The following is a 17,722-nucleotide window of genomic DNA, read 5'->3' on the forward strand; positions in this document are numbered from 1 at the left end:
GATGACGGATGGACATAACACATACTTCAATACGGTCGACTGGGCAAAGATGCAGGAAGAACATCCCGTAGGGGACGCGTTCCTGACATTTGCCAAAAAGAGCCGCGATGAAATCCGCGCGCATCAGGAGAAGCTGTTTGCGCGCCTCGTGGACCGGGCCTGGAAGACGAAATTCTACCAGCACCATTGGGGCAAGGCAGGCGTAGAGCCGGGCGACATCAAGGGGCTTGAGACGCTGCCCAGCCTGCCGAGCTTTGACAAGAGCGACATCATGGAGTCGATCGCGCGCAATCCGCCGCTGGGCGACTTCGCAGGCTTTGAAAGCTATGGTCCGGGCGAGCGCCCGCCGGCCATCATGCACACGACTTCTGGCACAACGGGCACGCCGCAGGTTCTGCTGTTCGGCGCAAAGTCGCGCGAAGTTCAGAACCTGCTACTGGGCCGGCTTTACCGCTTCCAGGGACTGCGCCCGGACGACGTGATCCATTCCGTTTACGGACATGGCATGATCAATGGCGGGCATTATGTGCGCGAAGCGGTAACACACTGGACGAGCTCGCTGTTCCTCTCTGCCGGTACGGGCGTCGAGACGCCATCGGTCAAGCAGGTGCAGCTGATGAAGGATTTCGGCGCGACCGTGATTGTCGGCTTTGCCGACTATATCAAGAAACTCGCCCGCGTGGCCGTGGAGCAGGGCCTGGACCCCGTGAAGGATCTGAACATCCGCATGATTTCCGGCCACCTTGGCCGGGAGGACAAGGAAACGCTGTCGCAGGCCTGGGGCGGGGCGGCGTGTTTTGACTGGTATGGCGTGGGCGATACCGGCTGTATCGCCGGCGAAGGCCCGGACCGGGACGGCCTCTACATCATGGAAGACGCGCAATTCCTGGAGATTGGCGACATCGACACGGGCAAGCCCGTGGCGGAAGGCGCTGAAGGCGACATGATCTGCACCTGTCTGTTCAAGGATGATCTCTATCCCATCATCCGGTTCAACACGCATGATGTTACCCGTCTGCGCACCGGCGCCTCCAGCCTCGGGATCAATTTCCAGCGGATTGAGGGTTTCCTTGGCCGGTCTGACAACATGGTGAAAATCCGCGGGATCAACATTTTCCCGCAGGCGATGGGGCCGATCCTTGAGGAAGACGCCGCCTTTGCGGGCGAATTCATCTGCAAGGCCAAGCGCGATGAAAGCGGCCGGGACGAGTTTATCGTGGCGGCCGAAGTGAATGGCGGCGCCAGCGAAGCGGTGGCCGATCGCTTCCGCGCATTGCTGAAGCAGAAGATCGGGATTGATGTGGGCGTGGAACTCTCCGGGCCGGGATCGCTTGCCGCACTCACGCAAACTGAAGTACGCCAGAAGCCGATCCGCCTGATTGACGACCGTTTCAAATGACACCGATCGAACGCTTCCAGCAGTATGCAGACCGTATCGCGCGGCATAATCCGTCGCTGAATGCGTTTCTCCATCTGCGTCTGGATGAGGCAAAAGCCGAAGCCCAGGCCGCAGAGGCGCGGCATGTGGTGGGAAAACCGCTTTCGCCAATCGACGGCTGGTGCTTTGGCATAAAGGCGAACATTGCCGTGAAAGGCCTGCCCCATCATGCGGGGATTGGCGCTTACCGGGACGTGATCGCGGCAGAAGATGCCGGGGTCGTGCGCCGGCTGCGCGCGGCGGGCGCGGTGATCCTCGGCATCGTCAACATGCATGAAGGGGCACTGGGGGCGACGACGGACAATCCCTTCTTCGGGCGAACGCAAAATCCGTGGAAGGAAGGATATACGCCGGGCGGCTCATCAGGCGGATCGGGCGCGGCGGTTGCCGCCGGGCTCTGCGATGTGGCGCTGGGGTCTGACACGATGGGCTCTGTGCGCATTCCTTCGGCTTATTGCGGCGTCCAGGGCATCAAGCCGGGCGCCGGGCTGGTTTCCAATGAGGGCGTGCTGGCGCTTTCGCATACGCTCGATACGGTCGGGCCACATGCGCGCGATGTGTCCAGCCTCCGGGCGGCGCTGTCTGTCATGACCGGGCAGCCGATGGCGGCGGGTCCCTGCACGCTGAATGGCATGAAGCTCGCCATATGGGATGGCATTGGCCGCGATGGGATGGAAGATGTTGTTGAGGATGGCTTTGCTGTAGCCGTCTCAAAGATTGAAGCGGCAGGCGCGGAGGCCGATTATGAGGAGCCGTTCGGTTATCAGTATGGCCGCTCCCGCCGTGCAGGTTTGCTGATTTCCGAGGTCGAAGCGAGTGAAATTCACCGCGAGATGCTGTCGACTGATCCCGAAGGTTTTTCAGCGCTGTTCCGTAAGCTGATGGCGTGGGGCGTGGCGCGGCCGGCGGAGGAGGTTGCGCTGGCTTATGAGCATCTCCGCCAGGTGGAGACCGCTGCGGCGCGCGTGTTCGAGGCGCATGACTTCGTGATTGCGCCCGTAGCACCGCAGACGGCATTTGCGTTTGATACGCCAGCGCCGGAGAATCAGGCGGACTTTACTGCCTGGGCGAACTTCGCCGGATTGCCTGCGGCGGCTGTCTGTTCCGGGCTGAGCCCGCAAGGGCTGCCGCTGTCGGTCCAGGTGATCGGTCCGAAGGGATCGGACGCGCGCGTGCTGGATATGGCGCAGGCATTGGAAGCGTTGTTTGGCGCGCCGCGTGTGCCGCTGGCGCTTCAGCGATAGGTGAATTTGGCCGGGCGTTTATCGAGGAAGGCGCGGTAGCCTTCCTTGAAATCCTCATTCGCGAAGCCGTTGAGGAAGAGGCTCTGAGCCTCCGGAGTTTCATCCGTCCAGCCGGTTTGCAGTCCACGGATCATACGCTTGGTGGCGCGGACCGACCATTGCGAGATGGCGGCAATCTCGCCGGCCCAGACGCGGGCGGCTTCGAGGGCGGTGCCCTTTTCCACGAGGCGGTCTATGAGGCCAAGGGATTTGGCTTCGCCGGCGGTGAAGATGCGCCCTGTAAAGAGGATGTCCTTGGTGGCGCCGGGGCCGACAGCGGCGAGGAGGCGGCGTGTGTCGCCGGCCGGATAGACGAGGCCGAGCTTGCCGGGCGTGACGCCGAATTTTGCGCCCTCGCCAGCCACGCGCAGGTCTGCCGCCATGGCGAGGCTGACACCGCCGCCCACGCAGGCGCCTTCGATCGCAGCGATGACGGGCTTTTCGCTGTTCTCGATGGCGTCCAGGGCCTGGGCGATGCGCTGGCCGGAGGCTTTGGCGGCGTCCTCGGTGGCGTAGATCGTCTCAAATTCGGAGATGTCCGCGCCCGCGGCGAAAGCGCCGGCGTCTCCACCATGGATCAGGATCAGCTTTACGTCCGGATTCGCATTTGCCTCTGCCACGAGGCCGGGGATCGCGGCCCACATGTCGACCGAGAGCGCGTTGCGGCGCTCGGGCTTGTTGAGCACGATTTCGGCGAGCGGGGCGGCAATATCGAGGCGGATGGGCAGGGTCATTGGGCGTCCTCGGCAAAGGCGGAAAGCGGGGCTGGCGCGCCGGTGTTAGCGATCAGCGCCTTGCGGCGCAAGAAGCGCTGGAAACCGGCAGGCCCCATACGGCTGCCGCCGAGGCCGGAGAGCTTGAAGGAATGTTTCTCCGCTTCGTGGAAGAGGCCCGTGAGGGCGGCGTCGTTGAGGCTGACCGCGCCGGCGTCGATCTGGATGGCGATGGCTTCGGCCTCCTCCAGCGTGCCGGCGAAGACAGCCGCCGAGAGGCCGTATTCGGTGTTGTTGGCGAAGGCGATGACTTCTTCAGTAGTGGTATACGGCATCACAGGCAGGAGCGGGCCGAAGGTTTCTTCGGTCATCAATTTCATCTGATGGCTGACATTTGTGAGGACGGTGGGCTTCAGCCAGAGGCCGCCGCCATGGGTTTCGATCTCACCGCCTGTAAGGACGCGCGCGCCTTTGGCTTTGGCGTCATCGATCTGATCGGCCAGGATTGCGGCCTGCTTGTCGAAGATGATCGGGCCAAGTTCGCCGGTGGTGATGTCGGGCCAGTTGAGACGGGTCGCGGCTGCTTTTTCGGTGAGGCGTTTGAGGAAGGCGTCGTGGATGTCAGCGGCGACGTAGATGCGTTCGATGGACTGGCAGGCCTGGCCGGTGGAGAGGACGGAGCCGCGCAGGGCGGCGTCGGTGGCGTGTTCGAGGTTAGCGGTGGCGGTAACGATGAGGGGGTCTTTGCCGCCGAGTTCGAGGAAGGCGGGGATCATTTTTGCGGCGGCGGCTGCGGCGACCTTGCGGCCTGTGGCGACCGAGCCGGTGAAGCAGATCACATCGACAGCTTCGATCAGGGGCGCGCCGGTAGCACCGTCGCCGTCGATCAGGGTAAGGATGTCTTCAAGCCCCGCTTCTGCGATCGCGGCCATCAGGGGCGCGGCAAAGCGGGGGGTGACTTCTGAAGGCTTGATGATGACAGCTGAGCCTGCGAGCAGGGCCGGGATCGTGTCAATCATCGAGAGCGTGAGGGGAAAGTTCCAGGGCGAGATGACGCCGGTGAGGGCGTAGGGCACGAATTGCGGTGCATGGCGGATGTGGGGCATGGCGCGGCCTTGCGTCCAGCCTGAGGGAAGCAGGCCGGGCGCCTGGGCGACCCAGCCGCGCAGCGCGGCGACGGCGCCGTCCAGTTCAAGGCCCGCGATGCGGCGGCGGCCCGTATCGATTTCCAGAGCTGCCGTAATGGCGGTGCGATGCTTCACCAGTGCGTCTGCAAGGCGCAGCAGAAAGGCGCCGCGCTCAGTCAGGGGCAGGGCCGCCCAATCGCGCTGCGCGGCGCGCAGGCGCTGGGCGGTCGCGGCGATTTCCTCTGCGCCGGCGGCCTGGATTTTATAGTCCAGTTCGCCGGTGCGAGGATTGCGGACGGGAAGCGTTCGGGACGTCACAGGCCGAGGGCTCCGGGATTGACGTTGCCTTTGGGATCAAGGGTAGCCTTCACGGCCTTGAGCAGGGAAAGCGAGGCATCGCTGAGAACTTCCGAATACGGATAGCAGCGCCCGATCTGGAAATGGGCCGCGCCATAGGAGTCGAAAATATCCACCACGCCGCGCCGCGCCTTGGTGACCGCCGCTGTTGCCTCCGGATTGGAGGGGAAGCGTTTGAGCTTTTTCAGATGGGCCGGTTCAACGGTCTGCTCATGGATCGCCAGGAGCTCCTCGGGCCACATGAACACAGGCTCGATGAGGTAGGCCGTCGTGCCCAGCGTGCTGATGAGGAAGCCGGTCTGGATTTCGTATTTGTCGAACACATCTGAAAGAGAGGCGAAATAGTCTTCCAGCGCCTTCCAGACCTTCGGGCCATCTGAGATCGCCACAATGCCATGCACCGGCACCCAGCGTTCGCCTTCGGCGCCGAGGATCGTGTTGGGCGGCGTGAAGGGATTTGCGCGGACGATTTTTGGAATGGAGTTTTCAGACTCCTTGCCGCCAGCGGCCGTGCAGGCAGCTTTCAGGCGCTTCATATCATCGGCCACGCCCGCTTTGGAGCGGCCTTCGACCACGAAATGCAGGCTCCAGCTGTCAGCTTCCATGAAGCTGCGCCCGGCCATGGCGATCTTGGCGCCTTCCTGAAGACCCTTCAGCAGATTGCCCTGGGCCTTGACGACATTCGCCAAGGTCTTGGTGTCGGCGGCGAGCGAGGCGCGCTTCAGGCGCACGCGGGTGAGCGCAGGATCGAAGCCGAAGACTTCGCAGGCAAGGTTCTGACGGGCGACAGCGGCTGTCGCTTCGGCGCAGGCCTCGCGGGTGGCAAATTCGAACGTCGCCCAGTCTTCATGTTCCGGCCACGGAATGAGGCGGAAGGTGATTTCTGCCTTGAAACCGAGCGCGCCGGAATCGCCGCAGAAAAGACCGGTCAGGTCCGGCCCGTAATAACGCCAGAAGGGTTTGCCGACCTTGGTGGCGCCCGTGCCGGTGCGCACGCGCGTGCCATCGGCGAGGATCACGGTGAGGCCCGTCACGCTGTCGGCGGTCGTGCCATAAATGCCCGCGCCGAAGATGGCATTGCCCTGCGAAAGTCCGCCGCCGACGGTGGAGTTGAGGCCCGAGAGCGGGCCCCAGAACGGCGTGCGCAGACCCAGCGGCTTCAGCGCGTCGTAGAGCTGTTTCCAGGTCACGCCCGCCTGCGCGGTGACATACATGTCGTCCTTGTTGATCTCCACGATCTTGTCGAGGCGGGAGAGATCAAGGATGCCGACGCCCGGACGGTCCGGCGTGGTGCTGCTGGTGTAGGACATGCCGCCGCCGCGCGGGTTGAGCGCAACGCCGTGCTGGTGGCAGGCTTCTACGGTTTGCTGGAGTTGCTCGATGGTCCCCGGCGAGGCGATGAAATCGGCCGTTACGCCGGCGGCCCAGATGTCCTGGCTCATCAATTCGCGGGCGGCGAGATCTTCATTGAGGCCCGCCGGGCCGAGAATCTGTTTGAGGGCGGAGGTGATGGTCTTGGGGGTGGTGGCGGCTTCCATGGCGGGTCTCCGGGAGGGTCAAACGGGTTTGAAAAGGGCAAGAAGGGCCGCAGCGATGAGCAGCGCCCAGATGCCGGTGACGAGCGGGCGGGCACGGTTCAGCGTGGCGGCGAGGCTGGCTTCGGCGGCGGGACCATCCGGGCCGGCAAGTCCCATGAGCGCGGGGCCGAGCGGCTTAAGCACGGCGCGGATGAAAAGGCCGAGCGCTGTGCAGCCCGCCAGGGCGAGCAGCTTAAGCGACAGGAACAGCGGCAGGCTGCCGGCGCCGGCGATGTTCCAGGCGGCGGTGGCGGCAAGGCCGAAGATGAGCGCCCAGCGCAGGCCAAGATCAGTATTGCGCCAGAGGGCCGGCGCGCCGCCATGCTTCATATGGATGGCCCAGGCGAGCGCGAGCCAGCCAAGCGCAACGATCCAGACTGCGAAGAGCAATGGCACTGGCAGGCTGAGCCAGCCTTTGACATGCGCGAGCGTCAGCCCGGTCGGGAAGGCGAGGATCAGCGCTGTTCGCGGCGCCATATCGACATCATTCACGATCTTGGCGGCCAACATACGGCGGTCAACCGGAACGCCGGGCTGGATCAGGAAGCGGCTGGTGTAGAACGCGCCAAGGTCTCCGCCCAGCCAGTAAACGAACACCAGAAGGTGGAGCAGGGTGAAGATGGCAATTTCGGTCATCGGCGAGCCTTCGGATCAAAAGATATATCTTTTAATCGCGCGAAGTTTCGCCGGACGCAAGCTCAGCTGTCTGTTTTCCAGTCTTTCTGGCGCGCCGTGTTACGTGTGAGGCGCATATGGTACTGAAAACGGTCAGAGCGGTAGTGGGCTGTAATATCCTGAACCGGACGGCCGCTCTTGTCGCGCATCACGCGGTGAATGCGCAGGAGGGGCGAGCCCGGCGCGATGCCGAGATTGGCCGCGACGGCAGCTTCGGCAGCTTCGGCCATGATCGTCTGGTCGGCCTCGACCGGCGCATGACCGGCTTTTTCCAGCAGCTTGATGAGCGATTCTGTCGCAAGTTCGTCTTCCGAATATCCTTCGGCCACATCTTCCGGGATGTAGGTGATGAGGTAGGAGAAAGGCTCGCCGCCCAGGCGGCGGAGGCGCACGATGCGCTGGACCGACGACCCGTGGGGCAGCTCCAACGTGTCGCAGATTGCAGGGCTCGCGGTTGCCATTGTGCAGTCGAGCAGCTGGACCTGGGTTTCAACGCCCATACGGGTGAGGCCATCGATCAGGTTTTCAAAGCTGCCTTTGACGGTGGGCGCGGCCGCGTCGAAAGTGATGACCGTGCCGATGCCGCGCTGGCGGCGGACAAAACCGGCGACAGCCAGCTCATTCAGGGCGCGTTTCACCGTGATGCGGGAGACGCCGAGCATTTCGGTCAGCTCCTGCTCGGCGGGCAGGCGTGTGTTCAGGCCCAGCTCTCCGCTGACGATTTTTGCTCGCAGAAGGTCGTAGATCTGCTGGTAAAGGGGGGCGCCGGCCGTCTCGTCGATGAGATCGGCAGTCAGGCTGAGTGAAGAGTCGGCCGCCATGGAGCAATAATCCGTTAAAAGTTGAATTGTCTTCGCCACTTATCGGCTGGCCGAGCCGCGTTTGCAATGCACCATGGGGTTTTCTGCGGGTTGGAGGTTTCGGTTGCGTGCCGGGAAATTCTGAGTAGCTTTAAAAGATATATCTTTTGAGGTGATCCATGTTCCGATCTGTCCTTTCCGGTTTTGCGCTGCTTCTCGTGGCTTGTAGCTCAGTGGGTGAACCGGCGCCGGAAGCGGAAGTGAGCGACGCAGATGTCTTCCGCAACTGGGTCGAGGCGCGGGCGGGTACGGGCGAGGCGGTTCATTGGGTTTCAGAAGGGGCGGTTTATGCCTATCCTTCGGGCGAGAAGATCCTCGGCATGAAGGGGTTTGACAGTTCGAAGGTGATCTGGCCGGAGGGGGATGAGGGCGAGGTGATCCACCTCACCCGCAAGACCTTCACCTATACAGACCCGGTAACGGGCGCGTTCCTGACAGAGTTCAACGGTCAGAAGGTCGTGCCGATTGCCTATCCCTATCAGTTGATCCGTTACCGGATGAAAGACGGATTGATCTTTGCCGATGTCGAACAGGGGGTGGAGCCGCGCGTGCAGAATATTGCCGCGAAAGACGGGATCATATCACGCAAGGTGGGCGACAGCTGGGCCTTTACGGCGCCGCTGTTCCTGAACTTCCCATTGCCGGGCGGGGGCCAATATGAGGCCTGGGAGAATTATGACTTCTTCATCCATCCTGAAGGCAGCATCAGCGAGCCGCACCAGATGACGTGGCAGCGCTTTGGTGATCTTCCGCCCTGGGCGGGCGGGGGCAAGGGCATCTATCACCTGCTGAGCTGGCGCGTTGAGTCGACGGATGAGTTTCCCCCAGAACTGCTGGCCTGGGCCGAGGCGGAAAAGCCGCTCTGGCTGGCGCCGCCCGAAAGCCTGGAAGAAGTCCGTAAGCTGCAGAAGGGCGAAGGCGGGCCGGGCTGGGGGCAGTAACCGGCCTTTCGCCAACGGCCTATTTCAGAACCCCTGCCGAGACCAGCCGGTCAATGACGGCCTGCTGCTGTGCAATCGCATCGGCGCGCTGGACCATCTTGCCATCGGGAGTGCGGTTGGCTGGGGCCAGTTCGTTCCCGGAATAAGCCGGGGCGAAGGCGGCCAGAGGGAGCCGCGAGAGCGTGTTGGTCATGCCGGTCTTGCGGCGTGTTTCGCGCAAGGCGGTGAGATCAAGCACAGCGTTGGCGTTCATCGTCTCACCGGTGCCGGCCTCAGCCAGCGTGCGGCCATACCAGTCGAGCACGATGGACATGCCATCCGTAGAGGCAGCGGGAACCGGCGTGCCCGTGATGCTCGCGGAGTTGGCCGAGACGACATAGGAGATGTTCTCGATGGCCCGGGCTTTCTTGGCGATATGTTTGGGTGTAAGGCTGGGGCTGCCGACTTCCGACGTCGGATGAAGCAGGATTTCTGCGCCCTTGAAAGCGTGCATGCGGGCGATTTCGGGGTAGAGGATTTCTTCGCTGGCGATGGTGGCCAGTGCGCCGATTTCGGTTTCGGCCACCGGGAAGATCGCATCGGCGCCATAGATGTCGAGATACTTGTCCCATACATCATACGGAGAGGGCGAGTAGAGCGAGATCATGCGGCGATAGCGCAGGAGGGTGTCACCGGTTGGCCCGTAGATGACGTTGGCCTGGAAGTAGAGTTCCGGGAAGTTCGGGTCGGTTTCGTAATGGTTCGAGCACAGATAGACGCCGGCGGTCTGGGCCATCTTTGCCAGCGCATCGGGGAAGGCGCCGTCCATCGGAATGGCGGCCTTGGCCTGCCAGGTCTCGCGCGTTTCGCCCATCGGGAAACCGGTCATCCAGTATTCCGGCAGAACGACGAGTTTCAGGTCGTAGCCGTTGAAGCCTTTGAGGAAACCCCTGGACGCCATGATCTGACCGGTGACGCGGGTGATGGCGGCATTCATCCGGGCATGGGAGGCTTCGGCGGTCTTGTCCTGGTTGACGGCTTCGCAGACGGTCTGCAGCGCGAGGGCGGTGTAGCGCATGGATTTTGCCTCTCCGGCATGGGCGTTTGAGCTGCCGAAGGCCGGCAGAAGGGATGTGGCGGCAGCGCCCAGAAGCAGGCCTCGGCGGGTCATGGGGCGGCTCCTTCAAAGGCGGATGTGACGCTTGCGGCGGTCGCCACTTCGAGGCCGTCCATGGCAGCGAGCCCTTTGAGCACGCGTGTAACCGCTTCGATGCGGAAGGGCAGGCCGGTGATGTAGGGCGTGAGGGTGAAGCCGAAGCATTGGGCGCCGCGCGAGGCATACTCGGCGACCGTCTGCGCGGCGGCTTCCAGGATCTGATCGGCCCATTCGTCTTCGCTCTGGGAACGCGTGCCGAGGATCAGGAAGTCTGAGAGTTCATAATGATTGGGCAGGCAGGAAAGCGGGCCATGGGCGGTGCGCATGGGCAGCGGGCGCTGATCGCTTTCCCAGTCGAGACAGGTGGTGAAGCCTGCTTCGCGGACGAGGTCCGGCGTCCGGAAGGACTGGTTGCGCGCGGGGCTCATCCAGGTGACGGCATCGGGCAGGGCCGCGCGGGTTTGCGCAACGAGCGCGCGTTCTTCTTCCTCGCTCAGGCCGGCATGATGGATATGCGCCGTGGAAACGCCGTGGGCGGCAATCTCGTGACCGCCCTGCCGGATGCGTTCGATCAAGGGGGCATACCGGCGGGCGACTTCCGCGTTGACGGCGAACGTGGCCTTGAGGCCGGCGCTTTCCAGTTCCTTCAGCAGGCGGAACACGCCTACCCGGTTGCCATAATCGCGTGTCGTGTAATGGCGCAGGTCCGGATAGGGGGTGACCATGGCGCCGGGATGCTTGAAGGGTTTGGCTGGCGGGTCCAGCGGGAAAAACTCCAGCGGAATGGTGATGAACGCCATCGCCCTGGCGCCGGATTTCAACTGAACGGGCGCGCGCCGGTCGGCGGGCTGCCAGTCATACCGGTCCTGGTCCATGCCATAGGCGCGGTGAGGATATTCCAGAAATTCAGCGGGCTGGGGCAAAGCCGGTCCCTCCGGTTGCGACGCCGCGTGCGGCGATGTCTTTGACGCTTTCGTCCCAGTAATGGGTGCGGAAATGCTCGGCGATCTCGGCGCCGGTTGTGATCCACACATCATCGGAATGGGCGGCGATATGCTTCAGCGCTTCTTCGAAGATGCGGATACGGTGAGGCTGGCTGACGAGATAGGCGTGGAGCGGGATGCACATCACCGTGCCGGACTCTTCGCCTTCTTTCAGCAGTTGATCAAAGTGACGCTTCAGGATGTCTGTATAGCGCTGCGGACTCCATCCCTGTACGGAGTAGGTGATGACATCATTGACTTCCAGCGAGTAGGGCATGGAGACCAGCCGGCCGGTTTTCGTCTTCAGGGGCTGGGGCTGGTCGTCCTGGAAGAGATCGCATGAATACCAGAAGTCATGCTCGGCAATGAGGTCCAGCGTGCGCTCGGTATGGGTGAGGGCCGGGGCCAGATAGCCGCGGATGCGCTGGCCGGTGGCTTTTTCAACAGAGCGGATGGAGTCTTCCAGAACCGCCCGCTCCTGCGCCTCGTCCATGCCGTAAGAATAGCGCGTATTGTAGATGCCGTGGCTGAAGAATTCCCAGTTGCGGGCAACGCAGGCTTCAATGATTTCCGGGTGATGGTCGATCAGTCCGATGGACAGCGAGATCGAGCCGCGCATGCCGTATTTGTCCAGCAGGTCCATCAGCCGCCAATGGCCGATCCGGTTGCCCCAGTCGCGCTGGGAATAGCCGGTAATGTCCGGATTCGGACGAGGCCAGGGCGACCGGGAAGGGTTCACCGGCGGATCGAATTCGTAATACTCGATATTGGGCGCAATCCAGAAGGCGAGCTTCTTCCCGCCGGGCCATCTGATCTTCGGCCGGCCCTCATAAGGCCAGAAATCATAGAGGTTGGGATCGGAATGGGTCATCCCTTGTATCCTTCGATCCAGGCTTTCACCTCCGCCACCGGCACGACATCGGCGTATTTGATGAGCAGGTCGGTCAGGTTTGCAAAGTGATAGCTCTCATGCTTGTCGGCCACGCATTCAATCGGCACGATGGCGCGGTAACCCCGGCTGAGGGCGTCAACAGCTGTGGCGCGAATGCAGCCGGACGTCGAGCCGCCCGTGATCACCACTGTGTCAGCCTGGTGCCAGGTGAGGAAACTTGCCAGCGGCGTTTCGAAAAACGCGCTCGGCATCCGCTTGGTGTAAACGGCGTCCACCTTTTCATCGATTGTGAGCCGGTCGTCGAATTCATGCCGCTCCGAGCCATATTTGATATTCTGCAGCGAATCGGGGGTGTTCGTCCGTGTGCCCCAGACGCCCGCATCGGCGGCATTCTCCATATAGGCAACATGGGTCCAGACCACGGGCAGGCCCTTGCTCCGCGCGGCGCTGGAGATGTCATTTATATGGGTCACCTGGTTGGGGTCGGTAATATAGGCCGTCTTCGGATACAGGTCAGGCCGGGTGTAGGCTTTCTGCGGGTCCACATTCACGATGGCGATCTTCTGGCCAAAGCCGAATTTCGCGCGCGCCGGGTTCGCCAGTGTTTCTTCAAAAATTTCGCGGGCCGTCTTGTCGGACCGGATCATGGTGGGTTCGGTGGGGTAGCCGCTCATGGTCAATGATCCTTGTTGGGCAGGTGGGGTATTTCCAAATGATATATCCTTTTCTTTGCGCCAATGGCCAGACCGGATTTTCCGGATGAACGCTGACATGTGCGCGGCCGTTTTTAAACCCGTCCTTACAGGGCATGAGCGGCCGCGCGCTTGATGCATAGGCAACAGCGCCTCGCAATTGTGCAAAAACTGTCATGAAGGAAATTGACTTTGACCGGACATATTGTAATCAAGGCGACGCAAAAGATATATCATTTGCGGAGACGGGGGTTGGCTCTGTCTACAGCTCGGGAGGACCCCCAATGGGTTTGAGAACTTCACTTTCAGTGAGCGCGAGCCTTGCGGTTCTGCTCTCGGGTGCCAGCCTGCTTCCGGCAGTGGCACAGGAAACAGAGGCCGACGAGGCCGATCGCCGCCTTGGCGCCATTACCGTGACCGCTCAGCGCGTCGAAGAAAACCTGCAGGATGTGCCCGTCGCCGTGACGGCGCTTGATACCGCAATGCTTGAAGACAAGCAGGTCGGCGATCTGCTCGACCTCCAGTCTGTTGTCCCCAACATCAACATGGCGACCAACACAGGTACGGCCAACGCAGCCCGCATCTTCCTGCGCGGCGTCGGCGAAGATGAAAGCCGCGGCGCGGTTGATCAGGCTGTCGGCATCTATGTGGACGGCGTTTACGTCGGCCGCTCGGTCGGCTCGCTTTTCGACGTCGTTGACCTGGCCTCGATCGAGGTTCTCCGTGGTCCGCAAGGCACGCTTTACGGCCGCAACACCATCGGCGGCGCCGTGAAGCTGACCTCCATCAAACCGCAATTCGAAAATTCAGGCGAAGTGCGCACCACGGTCGGCAACAATGGCCGCTTTGATGCCCGCGGGACAGCCAACGTCCAGCTTGGCGAGAACTCGGCTTTCCGTCTGACCGGCCTGTTGCGTGAGCGCGACGGCTTCCATGACGTGATCCCGAACGGCGCAAATGCCAGCGAACGCCGCGACGATGTTGGCAGCACCCACATCATGGCGCTTCGTGGCAGCTTCTACACGGAATTTTCGCCGGAATGGTCGCTGCTCGTGGCCGCTGACCAGACCATCGACCGTTCGGACCCGATCCCGGACTCGGTTGCGCCCGGTGCTGATGCAGATGACGACATCTTCACCATCGAGCCCATTCCCGGCACCGTTTGCACACCTGGTTCGACCGCCATCGGTTGTTTCACCGGCTATGATCAGCGCTCCAAATCTGCCGGTGTTTCGGCAACCATCAAGGGCGATATTGCCGGGCTAGATTTCACCTCGATCAGCGCCTACCGGTCGCTGGAAGACAATCTGGTAACGCGCATCGGCTCGCCATATAGTCAGCAGACAGACCAGTCCCAGATCAGCCAGGAGTTCACGCTCGGCAGCTCTGGCGATGTCCTCGACTGGCTGATCGGCGGCTTCTATTTCAACGAAGATCTGTCGATGGATTCGGTCTTCATCTTCCCGCATGAAATCGACGCTGAAACAGAATCCTACGCTCTGTTCGGTCAGGGCACGTATTCGGTCACCGATGCGCTCAGCCTGACGGGCGGTGTGCGTTTCACGACGGAGACGAAGGATTTTTCAGGCGCCAACGGTGTCCTGCCCTTCAGCCGGACCGACAGCGCAGACTATGACAATGTCAGCTACACCATTGGGGCAGACTACCGCTTCAACGACGCCATGCTGGGCTATGCGAAATACTCAACGGGCTTCAAGTCCGGTGGCTGGTCGCCAGACGCGTTCAGCGCCACGGCCGTCTTCCTCCGCGTCGATGAAGAAACGCTCGACTCTTTCGAGGTGGGCCTGAAGACGGACCTGTTCGATGACAAGGTGCGCATCAACACGGCCGCCTTCTTCAACAAGTATGAAGGTCTCCAGATCGGCGCGACGGTTCCGGGCCTTGGCTTCACCCGTTTCAATGTCGACGAGACAGAGATCATGGGTCTTGAAGTGGAAGGTATCTGGCAGGTTACGGACAATTTCCAGCTGAACGGCAACCTCGGTCTGCTCGATGCGGAATACACCGATATGACCGGCGATCAGGCACGTGGTCTCACCAACAATGGCGCGGGTTGCCCGGCCGGTACGGTGGCTGCGGACAATGCACAGGTCATCGCCTGCGCGCTGGGCCTCAGCCTCAAGAATGCGCCGGAATATAAAGCAACGCTTGGCGCGCTCTACACGATGTCGTTCTATGATGGCGAGCTCATCTTCTCGGGCGATGTCAGCTTCGAGGACGACTCCTGGAGCCTGGTTGCCAACAATCCGGCACATGCTCTGAGCGAAATCCCGACCCTGATGAACGCCCGCGTGAAATATGAATCCGCGCAAGGCTGGTCACTCGCTGTCTGGGGCAAGAACCTGTCGGACGAGGAATACTACCGCGCCACCACAGCCGGTTCCTTCTCGACCTATGCCTCCGAGCCGATCACCTACGGGATCGATCTCGGCTGGAAGTTCTAAGCTTCACACAAACGCCCTCCCAGAACAGAAAAGCCCCGGCAGCGATGCCGGGGCTTTTTACTATGATATGTGCCAGAAGGCCGGATCAGGCGTCCGCACGTTCCTTGAAGCGGCGGGGACGGGCCGCGCCATTGGAAGAGCGCTGGGAATTCTGGCCAGAAGCATTGGCGCCGCCGCCGGGCGGGCCTTTGCGATGCGGACGGCCAGAGTGCGAGCCGCCCGACTGTGAACCGGATGACTGGCCTTGATAGCCGCCGCCGCTGCGCGCGCCGCCACGGCCGCCGCCATTGCCCGAACGGTTGCCCTGAGGCTTGCCGGGCTTGCGCAGAGGCTCGTCCGGCAGGCTGACGCCGTTTGGTGCCAGCTTCAGGCCCGTGAGTTTTTCGATGGCGCGGAGCGTCGGGCGCTCATCGCGCGAGCAGAAGGAGATCGCCACGCCCGAGTTGCCGGCACGGGCGGTGCGGCCGATGCGGTGTACGAACTGTTCGGGCACATCCGGCAGGTCATAGTTGATGACGTGCGTGAGGGCGTCAACGTGAATGCCGCGGGCGGCAATGTCGGTCGCCACCAGGATCGGCACGCGGCCCGCCTTGAAGGCCTCGAGGGCTTTCTCCCGCTGGGACTGGCTCTTGTTGCCATGGATGGCAACGGAGTCGATGTCCGCTTTGGCAAGGCGTTTCACAACGCCGTCTGCGCCATGCTTGGTGCGGGTAAAGACGATCGCTGAGCGCAGTTCCGGATCGCGGATTTTTTCGATCAGAAGTGAAGCCTTTTCGGGCTGCTCCACAAAGCAGACGCGCTGTTCAATGCGACCTGCCGTAGTGGCTGGCGGCGCAACGGAGACTTCTGCCGGATTACGCAGGAAGGTCGCCGCCAGCGATTCGACGGCTTTCGGCATGGTGGCCGAGAAGAACAGCGTCTGGCGCTTGGACGGCACATTCTTCGCGATGGCACGAAGGGCGTGAATGAAGCCAAGGTCCAGCATCTGGTCGGCTTCGTCGAGGATCAGGGTTTCCACCTTGTCGAGTGAAACAGCGCGCTGTTCCATCAGGTCGATCAGGCGGCCGGGTGTTGCCACCAGGATATGCGCGCCGCGCTCGAGCTGACGGATCTGGCCGCCAATCTTTGCGCCGCCGCACACCATCACGACACGGAGGTTGAGGCCCGCGCCATAGGTGCCGAAGGAGGTGGCGATCTGGCCGGCCAGTTCGCGCGTTGGTGCAAGCACCAGAACGCGGGTGCCGCGCACAGGTGCAGGGCTGGCGTTGCGGCTGAGGCGGTCAAGGATCGGGGCTGCGAAGGCAAGGGTCTTGCCTGTACCGGTCTGGGCGAGGCCGACAATGTCGCGGCCCTGGATGACCAGAGGTATGGCCTGTTCCTGAATGGGGGTAGGGGCTGTGTAGCCGGCTTTGGTCAAAGACGTGAGAATACGGCCCGTAAGGCCGAGGGATTGGAAATCGGACATGATTACTTTCGTCAAGAAGGCGCCGGACCTGCAACAAGCAGCCAGCGTCGGGGGCAAATAACGGCCCGGCGTGATTCAGGACGTGGGGTGAATTGTCTCTAAGGAAGGGTCTGGAACGTTTCAGATTGCTCTGACTTGCTCGCTCACGCAGACCCGACCAGGTGGAAAATCCACCCTAACAAGCGGGCCTATGCGCGCTTTGTGCCCTGAAGTCAAACGATCTTCCCAGCAGGGCATTGCGCCGGATTGGCGCCGTTCCGTAATGGCACACCCGATTGTCAGGCATCGGAAGGAGCATTGGCGCCGTGATAGGCGCGCCAGCATTCAATGCCGGCTTCATTATAGGCGCGCATCGTGGAGACCATCTCCAGAAAGAGGCCCTGATTGCCCAGCTGGGGCGGCAGCAACGGATCGAAGTTGATCGCGCGGATAGCGGCCTGCCCGATCAACAGCGTCTCGCGTGCCGCTTCTGCAACGGTCAGGCCGGGAAGGCCTTTCAGGCTTTCCGTCATGGCGCTGATCGCTTCGCGGTAGGATGTCTCAAGCGCCTGGGCCGACCAGAGGCCCGGCCAGCCGCCAATGTCGGGCGCGGATACTTCCAAAACCCTCAGCACAGGCATCGTTGCGTCTGCGCCAATGCCGACAAGATCTTCCCTGTGCGCCTCTATCGCGCGCGCCAGATTTGCCGGGCGCACCCAGAGGCCGGCTTCCGCTTCCTGATAGCCAAACAGTGCCAGGGCGCGCTCGCGCGTGCGCAGCTGGCGGCGGTCGCGGCGGCCCAGATGATGGGTCATCGCTACCAGCCAGTCGCCGTTCCACGCCACAACCTTGCTGGCGACATCCTGCCATTGCTGAACCCGCCGGGTCAGTGCCTGCGCTTTGCGGCCGGGCACATAAACACCGCGTTCCGGGCTCTCCAGCAGGCCATCTTTCAGCAGGCGCGTTGCCGCCACCCGCATCGTTGCCGGTTCGATGTCAAACAGCGCGCCCGCATGAATGAGGCTGCCGATCATTTGCCGGTCCGTATCCGTTGAGCTGATCAGCGACAGGATCAGGGCCTTCGCCGTCAGGTCCTGTGGCGTCAATGGATTAAAATAATACGTGAATTGACTCATTGTG

General features: G+C 62.2%; 15 protein-coding genes. 4 read left to right on the forward strand and 11 right to left on the reverse strand.

Translation table 11 applies throughout. The annotated features are described in order from the left end of the window. The first annotated feature begins 1 nt into the window (after window position 1). On the forward strand, window positions 2–1,399 hold the full coding sequence (locus tag HNE_RS05480; protein ID WP_035590584.1) for a phenylacetate--CoA ligase family protein: 1,398 nt from the start codon (window positions 2–4) through the stop codon (window positions 1,397–1,399). Further along, window positions 1,396–2,682 (forward strand): amidase, encoded by a 1,287-nt coding sequence (locus HNE_RS05485; RefSeq protein ID WP_011646127.1) that lies wholly within the window; start codon window positions 1,396–1,398, stop codon window positions 2,680–2,682. Before HNE_RS05480 ends, HNE_RS05485 begins: the two co-directional genes overlap by 4 nt. On the opposite strand, the gene HNE_RS05490 is transcribed toward HNE_RS05485, so the two are convergent. The 5 genes from HNE_RS05490 to HNE_RS05510 form a co-directional block, all read right to left on the reverse strand. Then, window positions 2,673–3,455, reverse strand: coding sequence for an enoyl-CoA hydratase/isomerase family protein (locus HNE_RS05490; RefSeq protein ID WP_011646128.1), 783 nt, complete (start codon window positions 3,453–3,455; stop codon window positions 2,673–2,675). The two genes, HNE_RS05485 and HNE_RS05490, sit on opposite strands and share 10 nt — an antisense overlap. Continuing rightward, a complete protein-coding gene (locus HNE_RS05495) occupies window positions 3,452–4,879 on the reverse strand; it encodes an aldehyde dehydrogenase family protein (protein ID WP_011646129.1) in 1,428 nt (475 codons plus the stop codon). The genes HNE_RS05490 and HNE_RS05495 overlap by 4 nt, the downstream gene beginning before the upstream one ends. Continuing rightward, a complete protein-coding gene (locus HNE_RS05500) occupies window positions 4,876–6,456 on the reverse strand; it encodes an FAD-binding oxidoreductase (RefSeq protein ID WP_011646130.1) in 1,581 nt (526 codons plus the stop codon). Before HNE_RS05500 ends, HNE_RS05495 begins: the two co-directional genes overlap by 4 nt. A gap of 18 nt (window positions 6,457–6,474) precedes the next feature. Continuing rightward, a complete protein-coding gene (locus tag HNE_RS05505; protein ID WP_011646131.1) occupies window positions 6,475–7,131 on the reverse strand; it encodes a hypothetical protein in 657 nt (218 codons plus the stop codon). Between the two features lie 62 nt (window positions 7,132–7,193). After that, on the reverse strand, window positions 7,194–7,991 hold the full coding sequence (locus tag HNE_RS05510) for a GntR family transcriptional regulator (RefSeq protein ID WP_011646132.1): 798 nt from the start codon (window positions 7,989–7,991) through the stop codon (window positions 7,194–7,196). Window positions 7,992–8,149: 158 nt separating this feature from the next. Between HNE_RS05510 and HNE_RS05515 the strand changes: the two genes are divergently transcribed. Continuing rightward, window positions 8,150–8,971, forward strand: coding sequence for a DUF1838 family protein (locus HNE_RS05515; RefSeq protein ID WP_011646133.1), 822 nt, complete (start codon window positions 8,150–8,152; stop codon window positions 8,969–8,971). Between the two features lie 19 nt (window positions 8,972–8,990). On the opposite strand, the gene HNE_RS05520 is transcribed toward HNE_RS05515, so the two are convergent. Genes HNE_RS05520 through HNE_RS05535 form a run of 4 tightly spaced genes read right to left on the reverse strand, consistent with a single transcriptional unit; the run spans window position 8,991 to window position 12,628 of the window. Further along, a complete protein-coding gene (locus tag HNE_RS05520) occupies window positions 8,991–10,121 on the reverse strand; it encodes a nitrilase-related carbon-nitrogen hydrolase (protein ID WP_011646134.1) in 1,131 nt (376 codons plus the stop codon). Then, on the reverse strand, window positions 10,118–11,029 hold the full coding sequence (locus HNE_RS05525; protein ID WP_011646135.1) for a polysaccharide deacetylase family protein: 912 nt from the start codon (window positions 11,027–11,029) through the stop codon (window positions 10,118–10,120). Before HNE_RS05525 ends, HNE_RS05520 begins: the two co-directional genes overlap by 4 nt. Next, on the reverse strand, window positions 11,013–11,960 hold the full coding sequence (locus HNE_RS05530) for a polysaccharide deacetylase family protein (protein WP_011646136.1): 948 nt from the start codon (window positions 11,958–11,960) through the stop codon (window positions 11,013–11,015). The genes HNE_RS05525 and HNE_RS05530 overlap by 17 nt, the downstream gene beginning before the upstream one ends. Further along, window positions 11,957–12,628 (reverse strand): isochorismatase family protein, encoded by a 672-nt coding sequence (locus HNE_RS05535; protein WP_011646137.1) that lies wholly within the window; start codon window positions 12,626–12,628, stop codon window positions 11,957–11,959. The genes HNE_RS05530 and HNE_RS05535 overlap by 4 nt, the downstream gene beginning before the upstream one ends. Before the next feature lie 329 nt (window positions 12,629–12,957). On the opposite strand from HNE_RS05535, the gene HNE_RS05540 reads away from it, so the two are divergent. After that, window positions 12,958–15,138: a TonB-dependent receptor gene (locus HNE_RS05540; protein ID WP_011646138.1), complete on the forward strand. Its 2,181-nt coding sequence runs from the start codon at window positions 12,958–12,960 to the stop codon at window positions 15,136–15,138. 85 nt (window positions 15,139–15,223) lie between these two features. Here the strand turns inward: HNE_RS05540 and HNE_RS05545 are convergent, their stop codons facing one another. Together HNE_RS05545 and HNE_RS05550 are read right to left on the reverse strand one after the other, a co-directional pair. After that, window positions 15,224–16,603: a DEAD/DEAH box helicase gene (locus HNE_RS05545; RefSeq protein WP_035590581.1), complete on the reverse strand. Its 1,380-nt coding sequence runs from the start codon at window positions 16,601–16,603 to the stop codon at window positions 15,224–15,226. A 278-nt stretch (window positions 16,604–16,881) separates the two neighbouring features. Further along, complete coding sequence (locus HNE_RS05550; protein ID WP_233352005.1) at window positions 16,882–17,718, reverse strand: hypothetical protein; 837 nt, start codon at window positions 17,716–17,718, stop codon at window positions 16,882–16,884. Window positions 17,719–17,722: the final 4 nt, after the last annotated feature.

The organism is Hyphomonas neptunium ATCC 15444 (assembly GCF_000013025.1).
GTDB classification, from domain to species: Bacteria; Pseudomonadota; Alphaproteobacteria; order Caulobacterales; family Hyphomonadaceae; genus Hyphomonas; species Hyphomonas neptunia.

Coding starts and splice junctions, on each gene's coding strand:
- HNE_RS05480 (WP_035590584.1), top strand. CDS start 2: ATGACGGATGGACATAACACATACTTCAATACGGTCGACTGGGCAAAG.
- HNE_RS05540 (WP_011646138.1), top strand. CDS start 12,958: ATGGGTTTGAGAACTTCACTTTCAGTGAGCGCGAGCCTTGCGGTTCTG.
- HNE_RS05550 (WP_233352005.1), bottom strand. CDS start 17,718: ATGAGTCAATTCACGTATTATTTTAATCCATTGACGCCACAGGACCTG.
- HNE_RS05500 (WP_011646130.1), bottom strand. CDS start 6,456: ATGGAAGCCGCCACCACCCCCAAGACCATCACCTCCGCCCTCAAACAG.
- HNE_RS05520 (WP_011646134.1), bottom strand. CDS start 10,121: ATGACCCGCCGAGGCCTGCTTCTGGGCGCTGCCGCCACATCCCTTCTG.
- HNE_RS05545 (WP_035590581.1), bottom strand. CDS start 16,603: ATGTCCGATTTCCAATCCCTCGGCCTTACGGGCCGTATTCTCACGTCT.
- HNE_RS05505 (WP_011646131.1), bottom strand. CDS start 7,131: ATGACCGAAATTGCCATCTTCACCCTGCTCCACCTTCTGGTGTTCGTT.
- HNE_RS05515 (WP_011646133.1), top strand. CDS start 8,150: ATGTTCCGATCTGTCCTTTCCGGTTTTGCGCTGCTTCTCGTGGCTTGT.
- HNE_RS05530 (WP_011646136.1), bottom strand. CDS start 11,960: ATGACCCATTCCGATCCCAACCTCTATGATTTCTGGCCTTATGAGGGC.
- HNE_RS05535 (WP_011646137.1), bottom strand. CDS start 12,628: ATGATCCGGTCCGACAAGACGGCCCGCGAAATTTTTGAAGAAACACTG.
- HNE_RS05490 (WP_011646128.1), bottom strand. CDS start 3,455: ATGACCCTGCCCATCCGCCTCGATATTGCCGCCCCGCTCGCCGAAATC.
- HNE_RS05485 (WP_011646127.1), top strand. CDS start 1,396: ATGACACCGATCGAACGCTTCCAGCAGTATGCAGACCGTATCGCGCGG.
- HNE_RS05510 (WP_011646132.1), bottom strand. CDS start 7,991: ATGGCGGCCGACTCTTCACTCAGCCTGACTGCCGATCTCATCGACGAG.